The organism is Ensifer sp. YR511, assembly GCF_900103045.1.
Lineage (GTDB): Bacteria > Pseudomonadota > Alphaproteobacteria > Rhizobiales > Rhizobiaceae > Ensifer > Ensifer adhaerens.
This window is the reverse complement of the sequence record NZ_FNGR01000003.1, coordinates 382660-401882: the sequence shown is the minus strand read 5'-3', so window position 1 is coordinate 401882 and position 19223 is coordinate 382660. Positions and strand designations below refer to the sequence as shown.

19 protein-coding genes, 1 tRNA gene and 1 riboswitch are annotated in these 19223 nt (G+C 62.7%); of the genes, 14 read left to right on the top strand and 6 right to left on the bottom strand.

All coding sequences use genetic code 11. From position 1 onward, the window contains the following. Positions 1-13 precede the first annotated feature (13 nt). Complete coding sequence (gene ppk2, locus BLU15_RS09035; protein WP_034797604.1) at positions 14-910, bottom strand: polyphosphate kinase 2; 897 nt, start codon at positions 908-910, stop codon at positions 14-16. Positions 911-1142: 232 nt separating this feature from the next. Here ppk2 and phoR point away from each other — a divergent pair, with 232 nt between their 5' ends. The 7 genes from phoR to phoB all read left to right on the top strand — a co-directional run bounded on the left by phoR (position 1143) and on the right by phoB (position 9015). Further along, a complete protein-coding gene (gene phoR / locus BLU15_RS09030; RefSeq protein WP_034797603.1) occupies positions 1143-2408 on the top strand; it encodes a phosphate regulon sensor histidine kinase PhoR in 1266 nt (421 codons plus the stop codon). Positions 2409-2603: 195 nt separating this feature from the next. Beyond that, positions 2604-3638: a substrate-binding domain-containing protein gene (locus tag BLU15_RS09025; RefSeq protein ID WP_034797176.1), complete on the top strand. Its 1035-nt coding sequence runs from the start codon at positions 2604-2606 to the stop codon at positions 3636-3638. 94 nt (positions 3639-3732) lie between these two features. After that, the gene (gene pstC / locus BLU15_RS09020) at positions 3733-5217 is read left to right on the top strand and encodes a phosphate ABC transporter permease subunit PstC (RefSeq protein ID WP_090295030.1); all 1485 of its coding nucleotides are present in this window, start codon (positions 3733-3735) and stop codon (positions 5215-5217) included. Further along, the gene (pstA, locus tag BLU15_RS09015; protein ID WP_034797174.1) at positions 5214-6536 is read left to right on the top strand and encodes a phosphate ABC transporter permease PstA; all 1323 of its coding nucleotides are present in this window, start codon (positions 5214-5216) and stop codon (positions 6534-6536) included. Before pstC ends, pstA begins: the two co-directional genes overlap by 4 nt. 13 nt (positions 6537-6549) lie before the next feature. Next, the gene (gene pstB, locus BLU15_RS09010) at positions 6550-7365 is read left to right on the top strand and encodes a phosphate ABC transporter ATP-binding protein PstB (RefSeq protein WP_034797173.1); all 816 of its coding nucleotides are present in this window, start codon (positions 6550-6552) and stop codon (positions 7363-7365) included. A 50-nt stretch (positions 7366-7415) separates the two neighbouring features. After that, the gene (gene phoU / locus BLU15_RS09005) at positions 7416-8129 is read left to right on the top strand and encodes a phosphate signaling complex protein PhoU (protein WP_089043230.1); all 714 of its coding nucleotides are present in this window, start codon (positions 7416-7418) and stop codon (positions 8127-8129) included. Positions 8130-8331: 202 nt separating this feature from the next. Continuing rightward, positions 8332-9015 carry a phosphate regulon transcriptional regulator PhoB gene (gene phoB / locus BLU15_RS09000; RefSeq protein WP_034797168.1) on the top strand — a complete coding sequence of 228 codons (684 nt, stop codon included), beginning with the start codon at positions 8332-8334 and terminating at the stop codon, positions 9013-9015. A 68-nt stretch (positions 9016-9083) separates the two neighbouring features. Here phoB and BLU15_RS08995 read toward each other — a convergent pair whose 3' ends face one another. Next, on the bottom strand, positions 9084-9605 hold the full coding sequence (locus BLU15_RS08995) for a GcrA family cell cycle regulator (protein ID WP_034797167.1): 522 nt from the start codon (positions 9603-9605) through the stop codon (positions 9084-9086). A gap of 421 nt (positions 9606-10026) precedes the next feature. Here BLU15_RS08995 and BLU15_RS08990 point away from each other — a divergent pair, with 421 nt between their 5' ends. From BLU15_RS08990 to BLU15_RS08980, 3 genes are all read left to right on the top strand, one after another. Further along, positions 10027-11226: an aspartate aminotransferase family protein gene (locus BLU15_RS08990; RefSeq protein WP_034797165.1), complete on the top strand. Its 1200-nt coding sequence runs from the start codon at positions 10027-10029 to the stop codon at positions 11224-11226. 104 nt (positions 11227-11330) lie between these two features. Then, positions 11331-12248: an ornithine carbamoyltransferase gene (argF, locus tag BLU15_RS08985; RefSeq protein WP_034797163.1), complete on the top strand. Its 918-nt coding sequence runs from the start codon at positions 11331-11333 to the stop codon at positions 12246-12248. Positions 12249-12546: 298 nt separating this feature from the next. Then, positions 12547-13536, top strand: a complete 990-nt coding sequence (locus tag BLU15_RS08980) for an Hsp33 family molecular chaperone (RefSeq protein WP_034797161.1) — start codon at positions 12547-12549, stop codon at positions 13534-13536. Positions 13537-13594: 58 nt separating this feature from the next. Here the strand turns inward: BLU15_RS08980 and apaG are convergent, their stop codons facing one another. Beyond that, complete coding sequence (gene apaG, locus BLU15_RS08975) at positions 13595-13987, bottom strand: Co2+/Mg2+ efflux protein ApaG (RefSeq protein WP_034797159.1); 393 nt, start codon at positions 13985-13987, stop codon at positions 13595-13597. Here apaG and BLU15_RS39490 point away from each other — a divergent pair. Next, a complete protein-coding gene (locus tag BLU15_RS39490; RefSeq protein WP_156552925.1) occupies positions 13986-14159 on the top strand; it encodes a hypothetical protein in 174 nt (57 codons plus the stop codon). The two genes, apaG and BLU15_RS39490, sit on opposite strands and share 2 nt — an antisense overlap. A 55-nt stretch (positions 14160-14214) precedes the next feature. Here the strand turns inward: BLU15_RS39490 and BLU15_RS08970 are convergent, their stop codons facing one another. Further along, positions 14215-15399, bottom strand: coding sequence for an O-succinylhomoserine sulfhydrylase (locus BLU15_RS08970; protein WP_090295028.1), 1185 nt, complete (start codon positions 15397-15399; stop codon positions 14215-14217). 44 nt (positions 15400-15443) lie between these two features. Further along, positions 15444-15522, bottom strand: a riboswitch (SAM riboswitch). Between the two features lie 74 nt (positions 15523-15596). Between BLU15_RS08970 and BLU15_RS08965 the strand changes: the two genes are divergently transcribed. The 3 genes from BLU15_RS08965 (at position 15597) to BLU15_RS08955 (ending at position 17828) form a co-directional block, all read left to right on the top strand. Continuing rightward, a complete protein-coding gene (locus BLU15_RS08965; RefSeq protein ID WP_090295027.1) occupies positions 15597-16694 on the top strand; it encodes a 2'-deoxycytidine 5'-triphosphate deaminase in 1098 nt (365 codons plus the stop codon). A gap of 81 nt (positions 16695-16775) precedes the next feature. Then, positions 16776-16850 (top strand) — tRNA-Gly (locus tag BLU15_RS08960). Positions 16851-16994: 144 nt separating this feature from the next. Then, positions 16995-17828, top strand: a complete 834-nt coding sequence (locus BLU15_RS08955) for a transporter substrate-binding domain-containing protein (RefSeq protein WP_090295025.1) — start codon at positions 16995-16997, stop codon at positions 17826-17828. Between the two features lie 34 nt (positions 17829-17862). On the opposite strand, the gene BLU15_RS08950 is transcribed toward BLU15_RS08955, so the two are convergent. Further along, complete coding sequence (locus BLU15_RS08950) at positions 17863-18273, bottom strand: tellurite resistance TerB family protein (protein WP_034797150.1); 411 nt, start codon at positions 18271-18273, stop codon at positions 17863-17865. A 127-nt stretch (positions 18274-18400) separates the two neighbouring features. After that, positions 18401-19213, bottom strand: a complete 813-nt coding sequence (locus BLU15_RS08945) for a thermonuclease family protein (protein ID WP_034797148.1) — start codon at positions 19211-19213, stop codon at positions 18401-18403. Positions 19214-19223 lie beyond the last annotated feature (10 nt).

Here is a 19223-nt window from a genome sequence, read left to right as displayed (position 1 = left end):
ACAGGGCCGGCGTCTATTTCAGGAAACCGGGGCCGGATCCGATGATCTTGTCATCGACCTCGCCGATCGCGCCCTTGTCCTTGCCCTCGTAATCGAGCGAGGAAAGGATGTGGCGGATCAGGTTGAGCCGGGCTCGCCGCTTGTCGTTGCCGCGTACCACCGTCCAGGGTGCATGATCCGTGTGGGTCTCCTTCAGCATCTCGTCGCGCTTGGCGGTATAATCGTCCCATTTGTTGAGCGCCGCGATGTCCATCGGCGACAGCTTCCAGATCTTCAGTGGGTCGTGGCGGCGATCGTGGAAGCGTTTCAGCTGCATCTCGCGGCCGATGTTGATCCAGAATTTGAAGAACTGGATGCCCTCATGCACGATCATCTTCTCGAAGCGGGGAGCCTGCTTCAGGAACTGCTTGTGCTCTTCGGGTGTGCAGAAGCCCATGACCGGTTCGACGCCGGCGCGGTTGTACCAGGAGCGGTCGAACAGCACGAATTCGCCGGCCGTCGGCATGGTCGCGACATAACGTTGGAAATACCATTGCCCGCGTTCGGTTTCGGTCGGTTTGGTCAGAGCGACGACACGCGCCCAGCGAGGGTTGAGGTTGTCCATAGTCGCATGGATCGCACCGCCCTTGCCGGCGGCGTCCCGGCCCTCGAACAACGCCATCATGCGCTTGCCGGTCTTCTGCTGCCAGAGCTGAACCTTGACCAGTTCGACCTGCAGCTTTTCCAGCGTTTCCAGATATTCGTCGTCGTCGAGCTTCTTCTTGTAGGGGTAGTCGTCGGAAGAAAATGCCGCGTCGTCGATCCACTTCGGCAACTCGGGATTGTCGATGTCGAAAACGCGACTCTTGCCGCCGATTTCGAGTTCCACCGCGCGGTTCTCCGCCTTGTCCGCCGTATCCGTCGCTGCCATCGGTTCGCCCTTTCGGCTTGGCGCACGGGCCCGAAAACCGGCTTCGATCATCGGAAGGATCATGCGCGTTTTCAAACTTTCGGGCCTGCGCCTGTCATCGGATAAACAAGGCGCTCGCGACCCGATTTCGTTGGAGGAGGCCATAATTGCGTTGCGGATTCAAGCCGGTCGTGAAAATCATGTCATGAAGGATCGCTATTCCTCGACCATTTTGGTCCGGGAGGAAAAGAAAGTGATTCATGAGGATGTCGAGGTGGACGGTTCGAAGGCGTTCTGGCGGAACCTGGTTCCGCGGCTGAAAGCAGAGCGCTGGCTGCTGGGGCTCACCGTGCTCCTGGCGATCCTTGCGACCGTCGCGGGTATTCATTTCCTGATTGTCCTGCCCTTCTGGATCGTTCTCGTCGCCGCGTTGCTCAACCGTAGCGCGCCAACCTCGGTTATTCTGAGCCCGGCCAAGGCGGTGGTCGCTGCCGGCCCGGCGAGCGACCCGCTGGTGCCCGCGCTGAACGCGCTCGACATGCCGGTTCTGGTGATTGCTGCCGACGAGACGGTGGTGTTCCAGAACATCGCAGCCGAGAAGGCCTTCGGGACCATTCCGCCAAACACCTATCTTGCCGCTCGGGTGCGTTCGCCCGGCATCCTCGACATGGTCCGCGAGACGATGGCGACCGGCAAGGCGAACCAGATCGAGCATAACGAGCAGTTGCCGTCCGACGCCGTCTATGTGGTGCGGGTCGCTCCGGCTGAAATTCCGGGCGACGGGCCGGTCAAGCGGATCTTCCTGCTGACCTATCGCGACATCTCTCAGGCGCGCCGTATCGACCGCATGCGCTCGGACTTCGTCGCCAATGCCAGCCACGAGCTGCGCACGCCGCTGGCATCCTTGCGCGGCTTCATCGAGACGCTCCAGGGTCCGGCGCGCAACGATCTGAAGGCGCAGGAAAAGTTCTTCGGCATCATGCACGAGCAGGCGACGCGCATGAGCCGGCTTGTCGACGATCTGCTGTCGCTGTCGCGGCTGGAGTTGCGCTCGCATATCGCGCCCGATGACCCCGTCGATCTGGCGCCGCTGCTCGGGCATGTCCGCGACAGCCTGCTGCCGCTGGCGAAGGATCTGGATGTCACCGTCTCGCTCGTGGTGCCGGACAAGCCCGTGGTCGTCCGCGGCGAACGCGACGAACTCATCGAGGTCTTCGAGAACCTGATCGAGAATGCGTGCAAGTACGGCCAGGAAGGCAAGAAGGTGGACGTAATCCTGCATGGCGGCGAGGGAGGCGAGGCCGAAGTCGTCGTGAAGGACTATGGCCCGGGCATTCCGGCCGAGCATGTGCCGCGCATCACCGAGCGGTTTTACCGGGTCAATGTCGAGGCCAGCCGCTCGAAGAAGGGTACCGGCCTGGGCCTTGCCATCGCCAAGCACATTCTCACGCGGCATCGTGCCCGGCTCCTCATCCATTCAGAGGTCGGCAAAGGCACGACCTTTACGGTCCGCTTCTGACATATTGGCGCGGGAAAACCCGGGGGTGTCCATTTTTCATTAGCATTTTCAATAACATGAGCTGTCATAAATGTTTCGTCGAACTGACATAAAAGGTGTGGCCATCGGCAGCTAGTTAGGGGCAGCCGATAAGACGGCGAAGAGCGCTGCAACGCTTGGCGCACACCAACACAAGCCCATTCCGGGAGAACTTTTATGAAAGCTCTTAAACTCACTGTCGCGGCGCTGGTCGCTTCGGCCGCATTTGCCGGCGCAGCCGCCGCTCGCGATCAGGTTCAGGTCGCTGGCTCCTCGACCGTTCTTCCCTACGCCAAAATCGTCGCCGAGACGTTCGGCGAGACCTTCCCCGACTTCAAGACCCCGGTGGTCGAATCCGGCGGCTCCTCCGCTGGCCTGAAGGAATTCTGCAAGGGCGTTGGCCCTGATACCATCGACATCGCCAACTCCTCGCGCAAGATCAAGGACAGCGAAGTCGAGGCCTGCAAGGCCGCTGGCGTCACCGAAATCCAGGAAGTGAAGATCGGTTATGACGGCATCGTCTTTGCGACCGACGCCGGCAATGCCGACCTCGCCCTGAAGCCGGAAGACCTCTACAAGGCGCTCGCTGCTGAAGTCGTCGTCGACGGCAAGATCGTCGCCAACCCCTACAAGAAGTGGTCCGAAGTCAACGCCGCCCTGCCGGCCGTCGAAATCGCCGCTTATATCCCGGGTGAAAAGCACGGCACCCGCGAAGTCTTCGAAGAGAAGATCCTCGCTGCAGGCTGCAAGAACGCTGGCGCCGTTGACGTGATCAAGGCTGCCGTTGCCGATGAAAAGCAGCAGCACAGCAAGTGCGTCGCAGTCCGCAAGGACGGCCTGGCTGTCGACATCGACGGCGACTACACCGAAACGCTCGCCCGTATCGCTGCCAACAAGAACGGCATCGGCGTGTTCGGCCTGTCATTCTACGAAAACAACGCCGACAAGCTGAAGGTCGCGACCGTCAACGGCATCGTACCGTCGACCGAAACGATCGCTTCCGGCGAGTACCCGGTTTCCCGCCCGCTGTACTTCTACGTCAAGAAGGCACATCTCGGCGTTATCCCGGGCCTCAAGGAATATGTTGAGTTCTTCCTCGACGACCAGATGATCGGCCCGGAAAGCCCGCTCGCCGAATACGGCCTCGTTGCCGCTCCGGACGCTGAGCGCGAAGAAATCCGCAAGGCTTTCTCTGCCGGCAACATGCTCTGATAATGACAAGCCCCGGCGCGATGTCTTCGCGCCGGGGCATGCCTTCATTCGATTTGCCGGCACCCATGACGGGCGATGCCGGGGAGACGTGCGGATGAGTACTTCGCTCCTTCTTTTGCTCATTATTGTTATTGGTTTCATTGCTTATTTTGCAGGCCGCGCCCGTTCGCTGGCGCAGTCCGGCGGCAAGCTCTCCAACCTTCATTCTCTGCCGGGCTATCACGGTAGCTACGTCGCCATCTGGGCGATGCTTCCGGCCGCACTCGTTCTCGGCACCTGGCTGTTCGCCGCTCCCGTGTATATCGACGGAAGCACGCGCGCGGCCTTGCCGGATAGCGTCCAGAGCCAGGGCCCTGCCGCCGTGCAGCTCGCGCTCGGTCAGGTCAAATCCGTTGCCGGTGGCCTTCTGCGCCTGAGCGGCGAGGAACTCGCAGCCCTTGAGGGCGGCTCCGCCAATCTTCGCGCGACGCTCGCGTCCAAGGGCGTTGCCCTTGCTGGCGAAGGCGATCCCTACATGGTCACCGTCGCCAAGCACTTCAACGCGATGACCGCGACCAACCGCTGGCTGATGACGGTCGCCGTTCTGCTGATCGCGATTGCCGGCGGCGTCTACGCCATCCGCAACGTCGCGACCCGCTTCCGCGCCCGCAACCAGGTCGAGCGGGTCATTCTCGGCTCGCTGATCGTCGCGTCCTCCATCGCCATCCTGACGACGGTCGGCATCGTCGCCTCGATGCTGTCGGAAGCCGGACGCTTCTTCACCATGGTCTCGCCGTTCGAGTTCTTCTTCGGCACGGTATGGGATCCGCGGTTTGCCGCTGCCGGCAGCGGCGGCGCTTCGGGCCAGTTCGGCCTCATCCCGCTTCTTGCCGGCACGCTCTACATCGCCTTCGTCGCCATGCTGTTTGCGGTGCCGATCGGCCTCTTCGCGGCGATCTACATGGCGGAATATGCAAGCCCGCGCTTGCGTTCGACCGCAAAGCCGCTGCTCGAAGTGCTCGCCGGCATCCCGACCATCGTCTACGGTTTCTTTGCGCTGGTGACCGTTGGCCCGTTCCTGCGTGACATCTCCGCCCAGATGAACGGTCTCATGACCGGCAACTACCAGAACTTCATCCAGGCACAGAGCGTTCTGACGGCGGGCATCGTCATGGGCATCATGCTGATCCCATTCGTGTCGTCGCTGTCGGACGACATCATCACCCAGGTGCCGCGGGCACTTCGTGACGGCTCGCTCGGCCTTGGCGCCACCCGCTCGGAGACGGTCAAGAAGGTCATCCTTCCGGCAGCCCTCCCGGGCATCGTCGGCGCGCTGCTGCTCACCGCCTCGCGCGCCGTCGGCGAGACCATGATCGTGGTGCTGGCAGCCGGTGTGGCGGCCCGCATGCAGATCAATCCCTTCGAGCCGATGACGACGGTGACCGTTAAGATCGTCAACCAGCTGACAGGTGACCTCGAGTTCACCTCGCCGCAGACGCTGGTGGCCTTTGCACTGGGCATCACGCTCTTCGTCATCACGCTCGGCCTCAACATTTACGCGCTCTACATCGTGCGCAAATACCGGGAACAGTACGAATGACCGACATCGCTTCCCCGACCGTCCGGATCTCCGCCCGTCCCGCATCCGCCAAGCGCGATATCGGCATCAAGCGTCGCTATGCTGCCGAACGCCGGTTCCGCTTCTACGGCATGGCCGCGATCAGCACCGGTCTCTTCTTCCTGGCATTGCTGCTGTGGACCGTCTTTTCCAACGGCTACACCGCATTCCAGCAGACGACGATTACGCTGCCGATCGAATTCACCGAAAAGGTCATCGACCCCAAAGGCGAACGCGCGACCGACGGCAAGGTGCTGATGACCGCCAACTATCCGCTGTTGGTGCGCGACGCGCTCGTCAAGCAGCTCGGCATCGACGCCACCAAGCGGCCGCAGGTCAAGCAGGCGACCGACATGGTTTCCGCGAGCTCCCGCACGCTATTGCGCGACATGGTCGCCGCCGACCCGTCGATCATCGGCAAGACGGTTCCTGTCACGCTGCTGGCCGAGGCCAACATCGACTCCGCCTTCAAGGGCCAGATCGATCTCTCGGTCGATGAGGGCAAGCGCAAGGTCAAGGACCAGCAGGTGACCTGGATGAACGAGCTGGCGAGCGCCGGCATCCTGAAGAAGAGCTTCAACACCGGCATCTTCACCTTCGGCGCCTCCAGTCGTCCCGAAGCGGCAGGCGTCGGCGTCGCTGCCCTCGGCTCGCTCTACATGATGCTGATCGTGCTGGTGCTGTCGCTTCCGATCGGCGTCGCCGCCTCGATCTACCTCGAGGAGTTTGCGCCGAAGAACCGGCTGACCGACCTGATCGAGGTCAACATCAACAACCTCGCGGCCGTTCCGTCGATCGTCTACGGCCTCCTGGGTCTCGCCGTCTTCATCAACTTCGCCGGCATGCCGCGCTCGGCAGCCGTCGTCGGCGGCTTCGTGCTGACGTTGATGACCCTGCCGACGATCATCATCGCCACCCGTGCGGCGTTGAAGGCGGTCCCGCCGTCGATCCGCTCGGCGGCCCTCGGTCTCGGTGCGTCGAAGATGCAGACCATCTTCCACCACGTGCTGCCGCTGGCGATGCCGGGCATCCTGACCGGCACCATCATCGGTCTTGCCCACGCGCTTGGTGAAACCGCGCCGCTGCTCCTGATCGGCATGGTCGCCTTCGTCGTCGATTTTCCCGGTTCGCCGATGGAACCGTCGACGGCACTGCCGGTGCAGATCTACATGTGGGCCAATGAGGCGGAGCGCGCCTTCGTCGAGCGCACCTCCGGCGCAATCATCATTCTTCTCATCTTCCTGGTCGTCATGAACCTTGGAGCCATTCTGTTGCGACGTCGCTTTGAGCGCCGCTGGTAGTGAGGTAATTACTATGAACATCATGTCAGAAGCAGCAGTCGAGAAGGCTCTGGATCAGAAAATGAACACCGTGCCCTACAAGATGATCGGCAAGGATGTGTCGGTCTATTACGGCGAGAAGCGTGCGCTTTTCGACGTCAACCTCAACATCCGCGAGAACACGGTCACGGCGCTGATCGGTCCTTCGGGTTGCGGCAAGTCGACCTTCCTGCGCACGCTGAACCGCATGAACGACACGATCGAGAACTGCCGCGTCACCGGCAAGATCACGCTCGACGAGGACGACATCTACGACCCGACGATCGACGTCGTCGAACTGCGCGCCCGCGTCGGCATGGTCTTCCAGAAGCCGAACCCGTTCCCGAAGTCGATCTACGACAACGTCGCCTACGGCCCGCGGATTCACGGACTTGCCCGCACCAAGGCCGACTTTGACGAGGTGGTCGAGACCAGCCTGCAGAAGGCCGGTCTGTGGAACGAGGTAAAGGATCGTCTGCAGGAGCCCGGCACCGGCCTTTCCGGTGGTCAGCAGCAGCGTCTCTGCATCGCGCGTGCCGTCGCCGTCAGCCCGGAAGTCATCCTCATGGACGAGCCGTGCTCGGCTCTCGATCCGATCGCGACCGCCAAGGTCGAAGAGCTCATCCACGAGCTGCGCACGAACTTCACGATCGTCATCGTGACCCACTCGATGCAGCAGGCCGCCCGCGTTTCGCAGCGCACCGCCATGTTCCACCTCGGCAATCTCGTCGAGGAGAACGACACCGACAAGATGTTCACCAATCCGGATGACCAGCGCACCCAGGATTACATCATGGGCCGCTTCGGCTGAGGCCGCATAAGGCTGCAACAGTAACTGCAAAGCGCCCGTAAGGATCGACGATCATGTCCATGCATATCATGTCCGCCTATGACGAAGAACTGAAGTACCTGACGCGCCGCATCTCGGAGATGGGCGGCCTCGCCGAACAGATGGTCGCCGAGTCCGTTCGCGCGCTGGTCAACTCCGACCTGGCTCTCGCACAGAAGGTGATCTCGGACGACACCGTCCTCGACGACGCCGAGCGCCAGATCGGTGAGAAGGCGATCGTCACGATCGCCAAGCGTCAGCCGGTCGCCGCCGACCTGCGTGAGATCATGGGGTCGATCCGCATCGCCTCCGATCTGGAACGCGTCGGCGACCTTGGCAAGAACACCGCCAAGCGCGTGATCGCGGTCGCCGGCTCCGGCATTCCGCGCAAGCTCGCCCGTGGCCTCGAGCATCTGGCAGAGCTCGCTCTCGTCCAGCTCAAGGAAGTGCTCGACGTCTACGCCTCGCGCTCGCCGGAAAAGGCCAACAGCATCCGCGAGCGTGACGAGGAGATCGACGCGATCTACACCTCGCTGTTCCGCGAGCTCTTGACCTACATGATGGAAGATCCGCGCAACATCACGCCCTGCACGCATCTTCTGTTCTGCGCCAAGAACATCGAGCGCATCGGCGACCACGCGACCAATATCGCTGAGACGATCTATTACATGGCGACGGGTGCTCAGCCGGAAGGTGAGCGTCCGAAGGATGACACTACGTCGACGCTGGGCTCGGTCAACGACTGAGCGCCAAGCGCGCCGTAAGCATGCATGCCCTTTGAAATCTGATCCGGTCGCGGCTTCGGTCGCGGCCCCGAATTCCTGTATCTGAAGCATGCGGTTTTCGCCCCGCCTTTGAAAACGGCGGATGTGCTCCAGATTTAGAGTGTCTGAGCGCCGGCCGGGCCGATGAGCCCAAAGGCCGCCCGCGGTAAGGAGACGTTACCTGATGTTGCCAAAAATCGCCGTAGTCGAAGACGAAGAGGCGCTGAGCGTTCTGCTGCGTTACAATCTGGAAGCCGAGGGCTTCGACGTCGATACGATCCTGCGGGGCGACGAGGCGGAGATCCGGCTTCAGGAGCGGCTGCCCGACCTGCTTATCCTCGACTGGATGCTGCCCGGTGTTTCCGGCATTGAACTTTGCCGTCGGCTGCGCCAGCGTCCGGAGACCGAACGTCTGCCGATCATCATGCTGACGGCGCGCGGCGAGGAAAGCGAGCGCGTCCGGGGTCTGGCGACGGGTGCCGACGACTACGTGGTCAAGCCCTTCTCGACGCCGGAGCTGATGGCGCGCGTCAAGGCGATGCTGCGCCGGGCAAAGCCCGAGGTGCTGTCGACGCTGCTTCGCTGCGGCGACATCGAACTCGACCGCGAGACCCACCGCGTTCATCGCCGCAGCCGCGAAGTGCGCCTCGGCCCCACCGAGTTCCGTCTTCTGGAGTTCCTCATGTCCTCGCCGGGCCGCGTCTTCTCTCGCTCGCAGCTTCTGGATGGCGTCTGGGGGCATGACATCTATGTCGACGAGCGCACCGTCGACGTGCATGTCGGTCGTCTGCGCAAGGCTCTGAACTTCTCGAACATGCCCGACGTCATCCGCACCGTTCGCGGCGCCGGCTATTCGCTCGAAAGCTGAGCGGTCTGAAAGTCGCCAAGAAAAAAAGGGGCCGATCGGCCCCTTTTTTATTGATGCCGTCCAGCTTCTCAGCGGGCCCTGCGGCGCTCCCCCGACGGCTGGTAGGCCAGCCGCGCATGGAAGGTGCAGTAAGGCGAGGCTTCCGGGGAATCGTTGCCGCAGAAGTGAAACTCTTCCTTCAGCGGGTCGCCGATCGGCCACTTGCAGGTGCGCTCGGTGAGCTGGGTCAGCTCGAGGCGGCGCGACATCGGCACGACAACGTCGGTGCGGGTGCTGAAATCCTGCTCGGCAACGAGATCGACTTCGATTTCTTCCTTGAGAACGACAGCGCCGGCCGCGCGTGCAACCGGGCGGGTCGAAACGCGCGAAGCGTAGTTCGGTGCGCGCGGTGCCGAAGTCGGGCGCTTCGGACGGGCTGCTGTCGTGGTGCTGCCGCCGGCCTTGGCGCGACCTGGCAGGCTCAGGCGGTGAACCTTGCCGATGACAGCGTTACGGCTGACGCCGCCGAGCTGCGCCGCGATCTGGCTTGCGCTCAGGCCCTCGGACCAAAGCTTCTTCAGTTTCTCCACCCGCTCGTCAGTCCAGTTCATTTCTGCACTCTCCGTTCTCAGCGTTGGGGATGGCAGAATCCCTCACCGCACCCCGGCTAAACCCCGGGGTTGCAAACGCGATAACTCTTTTGGTGACTAGGTCCGCCGCATGCGTCTAGTAATTGAATGTTAACGTACTGACCGCTGGACTCTGTGGCAAGAGTCCCGGGAATCAGGCCGAATCGATTTCGTAGTTTTCCCCAACTTGCTCGGCCAGCGTTGCATTTTTGCAAGCCCTCCCGGACGATTTTTCTGCTGCCAGGAATCGACCCTTCATGTTGCGCTGCAAGGCTTGGTTTTGTTGACATTGCAGCGCGAAATGGGAATAGTGCCTGCGCCGCCGAAAGGCGGCATTTTTGATTTTTATCGGCCCGCGTGAGGCGCGGGATCGATGTCGATCTGGAGTGAAGGAGAGCCTCGCATGACTGCAACCACGCCGCTTTACGATACCTACATGCGCGCGCCGTTGCGTTTCGAGCGAGGAGAGGGCGCCTGGCTGATCGCTGAAGACGGCACGCGTTATCTCGATTTCGGTGCCGGCGTTGCCGTGAACTCGCTCGGCCACGCGCACCCGCACCTGGTCGAGGCGCTGAAGGCGCAGGCCGACAAGGTCTGGCACCTGTCCAACCTTTATGAAATTGCGGGCCAGGAAAGCCTCGGCCGCCGGCTGACGGCAGTGACCTTTGCCGACAAGGTCTTCTTCACCAATTCGGGCGCGGAAGCGCTGGAATGCGCCATCAAGACGGCACGGCGTTACCACTTCTCCAAGGGCCACCCGGAGAAGTTCCACGTCATCACCTTCGAAGGCGCCTTCCACGGCCGCACGATCGCGACGATCGCCGCCGGTGGTCAGCAGAAATACATCGAAGGTTTCGGGCCGAAGGCGCCGGGCTTCTACCAGGTTCCGTTCGGCGACATCGCCGCGGTCAAGAATGCGATCACCGAGGAAACCGCAGCGATCCTGATCGAGCCGATCCAGGGCGAGGGCGGCATCCGTCCGGCGACCAAGGAATTCATGCAGGAACTGCGCGCGCTTTGCGACGAGTTCGGCCTGCTCTTGATCCTCGACGAGGTCCAGACCGGCGTCGGCCGTACCGGCAAGCTGTTTGCCCATGAATGGGCGGATATCCGTCCGGATATCATGGCGGTCGCCAAGGGTATCGGCGGTGGCTTCCCGTTCGGCGCCTGCCTCGCGACTGAGGAAGCCGCATCTGGTATGGTGGCGGGCACGCATGGCTCCACATATGGCGGCAACCCGCTGGCCATGGCCGTCGGCAACGCCGTGCTCGACGTCGTTCTGGCCGACGGATTCCTGACGCATGTGCGCGATGTCGCGCTGGTCTTCCGCCAGGGCCTTGCGTCGCTCAAGGACCGTTTCCCTGATGTCATCGAGGACATCCGCGGCGACGGTTTGATGCTGGGCATCAAGGTGAAGGGCCCTTCGGCCGATCTGCTGAAGGAAATCCGCGCCGAAAAGCTCCTGGCCGTGCCGGCGGGCGAAAATGTGCTGCGTCTGCTGCCGCCGCTGACCGTGACGGCGGAAGAGGCGCGCGAGGGGCTCGCACGTATCGAACGCGCCGCCGAGGCGGTTCGCAAGGCAAGCGGCAACGCCGCGGCCTGAAGGTAGCGACCCAGGGACGACTAAGGCGTTAGAATGACCTTCGTGCGGGCACGTGGATAGCGTGCCGCACCAGGGACCGATTTTTCAGACAGGAACCGAGTACGATGGCAGGCACCAGACATTTTCTCGATCTTTCGGCCATGACGGCCGCCGACCTCCGGACGATCATCGACGATGCGCGCGTCCGAAAGGCGGCGACCAAGGCCGGAACTGCCGAGAAGCCGCTCGCCGGCAAGATGCTGGCGATGATCTTCGAAAAGCCCTCCACCCGCACCCGCGTTTCCTTCGATGTCGGCATGCGCCAGCTCGGCGGCGAAACCCTGTTTCTGTCGGGCACCGAAATGCAGCTCGGCCGCGCCGAGACGATCGGCGACACGGCCAAGGTGCTCTCGCGTTACGTCGACGCCATCATGATCCGCACCACCGACCATCGCCGCCTTCTGGAACTGGCCGAGCATGCGACGGTCCCGGTCATCAACGGCCTGACCGACGATACGCACCCCTGCCAGATCATGGCCGATATCCTGACCTTCGAGGAGCATCGCGGTCCGGTAAAGGGCAAGACGATTGCCTGGACCGGCGACGGCAATAACGTGCTGCATTCGCTGATCGAAGGTTCTGCCCGCTTCGGATACCGCATGAACATGGCCGTGCCGCTCGGTTCCGAGCCGCAGGACAAGTTCCTGAACTGGGCGCGCAACAATGGCGGCGAGGTCCTTTTGTGTCATGACGCCGAACAGGCCGTCGCCGACGCCAATTGCGTCGTGACCGACACCTGGATCTCGATGAACCAGGAACATCGCGCCCGCGGGCACAACGTCTTCCAGCCCTACCAGGTCAATGAAGCGCTGATGAAGCGTGCGGCCTCCGATGCGCTGTTCATGCACTGCCTGCCGGCGCACCGCGGCGAAGAGGTCACCGACGAGGTCATCGACGGCCCGCAGTCGGTGGTCTTCGACGAGGCGGAAAACCGGCTGCACGCACAGAAGTCGGTCATTGCCTGGTGCATGGGGCTCGTCTGAGCCGGCTGCCCGGTCGCGCGCGACGGCGAAGAGGCTTCAGTGCGCTCCGCCGAGCGTGCGCCATATAGGGGCGTGTTCACCGCACTTGACATTGTCCACGTGCGACACGATTTAGGCGGCATACGGGCGCTCCTGAAAGTAGTGAGCGCGCAACCGTCGAGGTGGTGCGTTGCTATGGCGGCGGCACATACCTGGTGGACAATCCGTTTATCGCGGGATCAACTGAGACAGCGAGCACGTTGCGCGGGGATAGCAATATCTCTGGTGCAGCTTGGTGGCTGAAGGCAAGGAGCAAGACATGACTGACATGACGCCAGGGCTTGGTGAGTTCGACTTTGCCGGTGACGATCACGTCGTGCCTTTCCAGGTGGAAGGCCTCGACGTGCGCGGCCGCGCCGTGCAGCTCGGCCCCATGCTGGACGCAATCCTCGAGCGCCACAACTATCCGCTTCCGGTCGCGCGTCTGGTTGCTGAAACCGTTGTACTCACCGTGTTGCTCGGGACCTCGCTGAAGTTTGAAGGCAAGCTGATCGTCCAGACTCAGGGCGATGGCCCTGTCGATCTGGTGGTCGCTGATTTCTCGACGCCGGATCGCGTGCGCGCCTATGCCCGCTACGATCAGGAAGCGCTTGCCGCTGCCGAAAAGGACGGCCGGACCCTTTCGCACGAGCTGCTCGGAAAGGGCGTGCTCGCCTTCACCATCGACCAGGGCGCCCATACCCAGCGTTACCAGGGGATCGTTGCGCTCGACGGAGCGACGCTGGAAGAAATCGCCGGCGTCTATTTCCGACAGTCGGAGCAGATCCCGACCAAGGTGCGCCTTGGCGTGGCCGAGCTTCTCGATCGCGACGAAAACGGCAAGCCGCGCCATCGCTGGCGCGCCGGCGGCATGGTCGCCCAGTTCCTGCCGGAAGCGCCGGAACGCATGCGCCAGCCCGACCTTTCCGGCGGTGATGGTGATGATGGTGAAAGCGCGTTCGGTGACGACGATCTCTGGGCCGAAGCCAAGGTGATGGTCGAAACGATCGACATGGACGAGTTGACCGATCCGATGGTCGGAACCGAGCGGCTGCTCTATCGCCTGTTCCACGAGCGCGGCGTCCGCGTCTACGAACCGCAGGCGGTCTACGACCGCTGCAGCTGCTCGCGCGAGAAGCTTCAGTCGGTGTTGTCCAACCTGAGCACGGACGACCTCGAAAGCACCATCGACGATGGCGAAGTCAAGGTGACCTGCGAGTTCTGCTCGACGACCTATCGCTTCGAAGCAAGCGAGGTGCGCCCGCAGTAGCGGGCGCTTCCGGCCGACTGGCCGCGATTTAGAGCGACGCTAGTCCGAAGGACGCGCTTCAGTTCAGGGTGCGCACGAGCCCGGGTGAATCGAGCGAGAAGGCGGGGATGGCAACGTTGAAGGTCTCTCCGCCTTCCGATTCCATGCTGTAGTGGCCGAACATGACGCCTGAGGGCGTATCCAGAGGGCATCCGGACGAATACTCATAGGTATCGCCGGGATTGAGCAGCGGCTGCTCGCCGATGACGCCCGGACCGCTGACCTCGTCGACTTGCCCGTTCTCATCGGTAATGTGCCAGTAGCGCGTCATCAACCGCACGGACGCGTCCGAGTGGTTTGAGATGACGATGCGATAGCCCCAGACATAGCGGCCGTCATCGGGATCCGACTGCTCTTCGAGATAGTACGGCTCCACCGTAACTTCTATGTCGCGGGTCAAAGCGCGATACATGGGCATCACCTTGCTTCAGGTCTTTCAGGGTATTCTACAGCAAGATGGTTTCGTCAAGAATAACGGCAAGATTGTGCGATCCCATGATGGGACGGATGGCCGTGCTGACGCGATCGAGCGGGTGAAACGTGCCTGGCACCTTGGCGCCGCGCCGCCGGAAACCATCTCGTGATGGCCGGCAAGCGGCGTCGGCCGCCGTTGATCACGGCGGCCGTGTCTTCGTAAAATCAGGACTTCACGGCCTTCAGCGCGCGGGCGAAATCTTCCACCACATCGTCGCTGTCCTCGATGCCGGCCGAGAAGCGCACGGTTCCAGCGGAAATGCCGAGCTCTTCGCGGGCCTCGTCGGTCAGGTTCTTGTGCGTGGTCGTTCCCGGATGGGTGATCAGGCTCTTGCTGTCGCCGAGGTTGTTGGAGATGCGCACGATCTCCAGCGCATTCTGCAGCGCGAAGGCTGCATCCTTGCCGCCCTTCAGTTCGAAGGCGACGAGCGTCGATCCGCCGGTCATCTGCTTGGCGATGATGTCGGCCTGCGGATGATCCTTGCGGCCAGGATAGATGACCTTGGCGACCTGCGGCTGTTCTGCCAGGAAGTCGGCCACGCGGCGGGCCGTTTCCGTCTGCTGACGCACGCGTAGCGGCAGCGTCTCGATGCCCTTCAGCAGCGTCCAGGCGTTGAACGGCGACATCGCCGGGCCGGTGTGGCGGAAGTAGTCGTGCAGGTGCTCGTTGATCCATTCCTTGTCGGAAAGCACGACACCGCCGAGGCAACGGCCCTGACCGTCGATATGCTTGGTGGCGGAATAGACGACGATATGGGCGCCGAGTTCCAGCGGCTTCTGGAAGAGCGGCGTCGCAAAGACGTTGTCGACGACGACCTTGGCGCCGATCTGGTTGGCGAGCTTGGCAACGCCGGCAATGTCGATGACTTCGAGCGTCGGGTTGGTCGGGCTTTCGAGGAAGAAGACCTTGGTGTTCTTCTGGATCGCCTTTTCCCAGTTGGCGAGGTCGCGTCCGTCGACCAGCGTGCACTCGATGCCGTATTTCGGCGCCAGCGTCTCGACCACCCAGCGGCAGGAGCCGAAGAGGGCGCGGGCGGCGACGATGTGGTCGCCGGCCTTCAGCTGGCAGAGAATTGCGGCGGTGACGGCAGCCATGCCCGATGCCGTGGCGCGCGCATCCTCGGCGCCTTCCAGCATGCACATGCGCTTTTCAAACATGTCGTTGGTCGGGCTACCGTAGCGGGCGTAGATGAAGCCTTCGGTCTCGCCCTTGAAACGAGCTTCCGCAGCTTCCGACGTCTCGTAGACAAAGCCCTGGGTAAGGAAGATCGCCTCGGAGGTCTCTCCGTGCTGGGAACGGGTGGTCCCGCCATGGACCAGTTGCGTTGCGGGGCGCCAGTTTTTGCTCATGTGACGGTCACTTTCAAAAACAAAAAAACCGGCCGCGTGAAGGGCCGGTTTGACACCCGGCCTTTTTAGCTACTTGTTTAACGTGGCTGCAAGCCGACCGGCCAAATCACCACGGGATAAAGCTTCAATACTGCCAGGGTACGCTTGCGTCAATTCCCGGAGTTTGGTTTTGTCTCGCAACTGAAAAGAGGACTGCAATGGGCCGCGACACTGGGATTTTGGCCGATCGCGCGATCGCCGCGCTGTTAGAATCGGGACGCCTCAAAAGCGAGAAGCCGCTGGATGTCGATCAGATCCAGCCGGCAAGCCTCGACCTGCGCCTAGGCTCGAAGGCTTTCCGCGTCCGCGCAAGCTTCATGCCAGGCCCGTCTCACCTCGTTGCCGACAAGCTCGACCGGCTGAAGCTGCACGTCGTCGATCTGACCGATGGCGCGGTGCTGGAAACGGGCTGCGTCTACATCGTGCCGCTGATGGAAAGCCTGGAACTGCCTGAGGGCATGTCGGCCTCGGCCAACCCGAAAAGCTCGACCGGTCGCCTCGACATCTTCACCCGCGTCATCACCGATCGCGCCCAGGAATTCGACAAGATCCCGGCCGGCTACAGCGGTCCGCTCTATCTCGAAATCAGCCCGCGCACCTTCCCGATCGTCGTGCGCCGAGGCTCGCGCCTGTCGCAGATCCGCTTCCGCATGGGCCAGTCTATTCTGTCGGAGCAGGAACTGCAGGCGCTGCACGAGAGCGACGTGCTGGTGGCGAGCGACAAGCCGAACGTCAGCGGCGGCGGCATCGCGCTGTCGATCGATCTGAAGGGCACCGGGCCCGAAGGCCTGATCGGCTATCGCGGCAAGCATCACACCGCCGTCATCGACGTCGACAAGAAAGCGCAGCACGCGATCTTCGATTTCTGGGAGCCACTCTACAGCCGCGGCCGCGACGAACTGATCCTCGATCCGGATGAGTTCTACATTCTCGTCTCGCGCGAGGCGGTGCATGTTCCGCCGCTTTATGCGGCCGAGATGACGCCGTTCGATCCGCTGGTCGGCGAGTTTCGCGTGCATTATGCCGGCTTCTTCGATCCGGGCTTCGGCCATGCCTCGGCCGGCGGCACGGGCAGCCGTGCCGTGCTGGAAGTGCGCAGCCACGAGGTGCCGTTCATCCTCGAACACGGCCAGATCGTCGGCCGCCTGATCTACGAACACATGCTGGAACGGCCGGATGGTCTCTATGGCCTCGGCGTCGGCTCCAACTACCAGGCGCAGGGCCTGAAGCTCTCGAAGCATTTCCGCGCCGAGTAGGGGATTTTGCAGCGCCCCTTACGCGATCCCGCGCAAGGGTGCTTGACAGATCGCCCCGGTTCGGGAAGTTTCGCAGGCGCCGCGGGTGTAGTTCAGCGGTAGAACGCCAGCTTCCCAAGCTGGATGTCGTCGGTTCGATCCCGATCACCCGCTCCATTCTTTCTCGTCCCGTTCCTTGTGTAACCGCGTTCTCGTGGCGGCCTATGGTCAGCTGCGCTGCGGCCGGTTACTTTACCGCTCGATGAATCACCGCGGTTCCAAGGGCCGCCCCTGCCACATGAGACGTGCCGGCCGCTGCCCATGAAAGTTCTTTCCTTTTTCGCCCTTTGCGTATCCTTGATCGCGACGCCGCTTGCGGCCGAGGCTAAGGATCTGCCGCTGCTGTTCGACGCGCGCGAACGCATCGCCAAGCCCGACCTCACGGGCCTGGCGCGCCTGCGTTTCCTGACGACGGTGGACTTTCCGCCGTTCAACTTCATCGACCAGTCCGGCAAGCTTTCGGGATTTCATGTCGATCTCGTGCGCGAGATCTGCCGCGAGCTCGACATCGAGGCCAAATGCCAGATCCAGGCCGTGACCTATGCGGAGCTGCTGCCGGCACTGGAAGAGGGGCAGGGCGAGGCGGTGGCCGCCGGTATCGCCGTCGGTCCGGAACTGCGCCAACGCTTTGGCTTTTCCCGCGCCTTCATGCGGCTTCCAGCGCGCTTCGCCGTCAATACCAAGGCGGCCGGCGCAGTCTCGGCACCGAGCGATCTCAAGGGGAAGCCGGTCGGTGTCGTCGCCGGAACCACGCATGAGGCGATGTTCAAGGCGTTTTTCCCAAAGATCGAGGCCAAGGTCTATCCCGACCGCGAGGCCATGCTGACGGCTCTGCAGAAGGGCGATGTGCCGGCGGTGTTTTCCGACGGCATGCAGCTGTCCTTCTGGATCTCGGGTAGCGCTGCTGGCGGCTGCTGCACGCTTGTCGATGGCGCCTACTTCTCGCAGCGCTTCCTCGGTGAAGGCCTGACGATCATGAACCGCAAGTCCGAGCCTGCCCTGACCCAGGCGATCGATCACGCGCTGCTGGCGCTGTCGCGCAGCGGCCGCTTGGAGGAAATCTACCTGCGCTACTTCCCGAACGGAATCTATTAGGCGCCAGAACTTTTCGGCGTGATCACCGGCCGGCCTATCGGCGGAAGCGGGCGAGCGCGCCGCGCTCGATAGCGGCGCAGGTCAGCTTGTCGAGGCCAAGCCGGTCGCGCAGCAACTGCAGCAGGCGGATTTCTTCGTTGCGGATGCGCTGGTCGGCGGCCGCGATCTCGACGGCGAGCGCATAGGCCGTCTCGTGGAACTTCTCCGGCAGCGCTTCGCGCACGATCTCGAGCATGATGTCGAGCCCCTCGGGCGCCGCCAGCTGCGCCGAGCATTCATGGCCGATATGGACGAGGCTGTCCTCGTCGAAGCCGTCGAACACGGGCAGGAATTGAACCAGCCGGCCGATGCGGGCAAACTCGTCGTCGCTCATCTCGCGGTCGACCGCCGACATCATCACCATGACATAGATGAGAGCTTCGTGGTGGCTGAGGCTTGGTTGCATGGGCTTTCCGGCGGTAGAGCGATTCCAGGGATGGCACGGTTCCTGATCCGGAATTGCGTCGTTTCAAAGAGTTGAGCCGTCTGCCGCTTTCGGCAGACGGTCGAGAGCTGGGAATTGTCGCGGCTATTTACAAGTCCGGCTGCGAAGCGTCCACTCCGATGCCGAGGGTCGGATCGTCGAATGTCATCGGCGTGTGGCTGAGGTCGCGCGGATCGTCACCGTAAAAACCGAGCTTCGCCTGGCGTGCTGCGTCGGCGCGTTTTTCGAGGGTCGAGCCGGGAACCGGCGTTGCCCAGCCATTGTCGACGAGCCAGGTGGCAAGATCCTGTCCGCCAAGCGTGCAGGAGGCGGTGGCCGAAGGGCCGGAATCTCCTTCGGGCAGATCGCAGCTGACCGCACGTGCGCGCAGGAAGTTTCTGAAGGCGGTTCGCGCGACGATGCCGCAGGGCCAGCTCTTGCCGGCGCTTTCGCAGGTCCGCTCCGCTTGTTCCGGCTCGATGCCGTCGATCTGCAGCGTCAGCTTGTCGAACTGGATCACACCGGCGGCGACCGCGACCGGGCGATAGAGTACGGTCGGCCCGGCGGCCTTCGCTTCCTTCTTCGGTTCCGACAACGGCGCACGCGGTTCCACCCGTTCGAGCGGCGCACTGGTGACCGTATCGGGCAGGCCGAACTGCTGTGGCTCGATGGCGCGTGCCGCATTTTCCGTCGTGGGCGATTGTTCGCTGGTCGTCGCCGCGCCGCCGGGATCGAGCGGGACCTCGTCGTCGGCCTGATCCGGCGTCGCCTCGAAATCTGTCATGTCGGGCGTTTCGAGAACGAGTTCCGGTGTGGCGGCGGTCTCACGGTCGCGGATGGCAACAGCGCCCGCATAGAGGATGCCGGTGAAAAGGGCGATTGCGGCGATGCCGCCGGCAAGGGTGTAGAAATGCTGCCGCATCAGGAAGGAC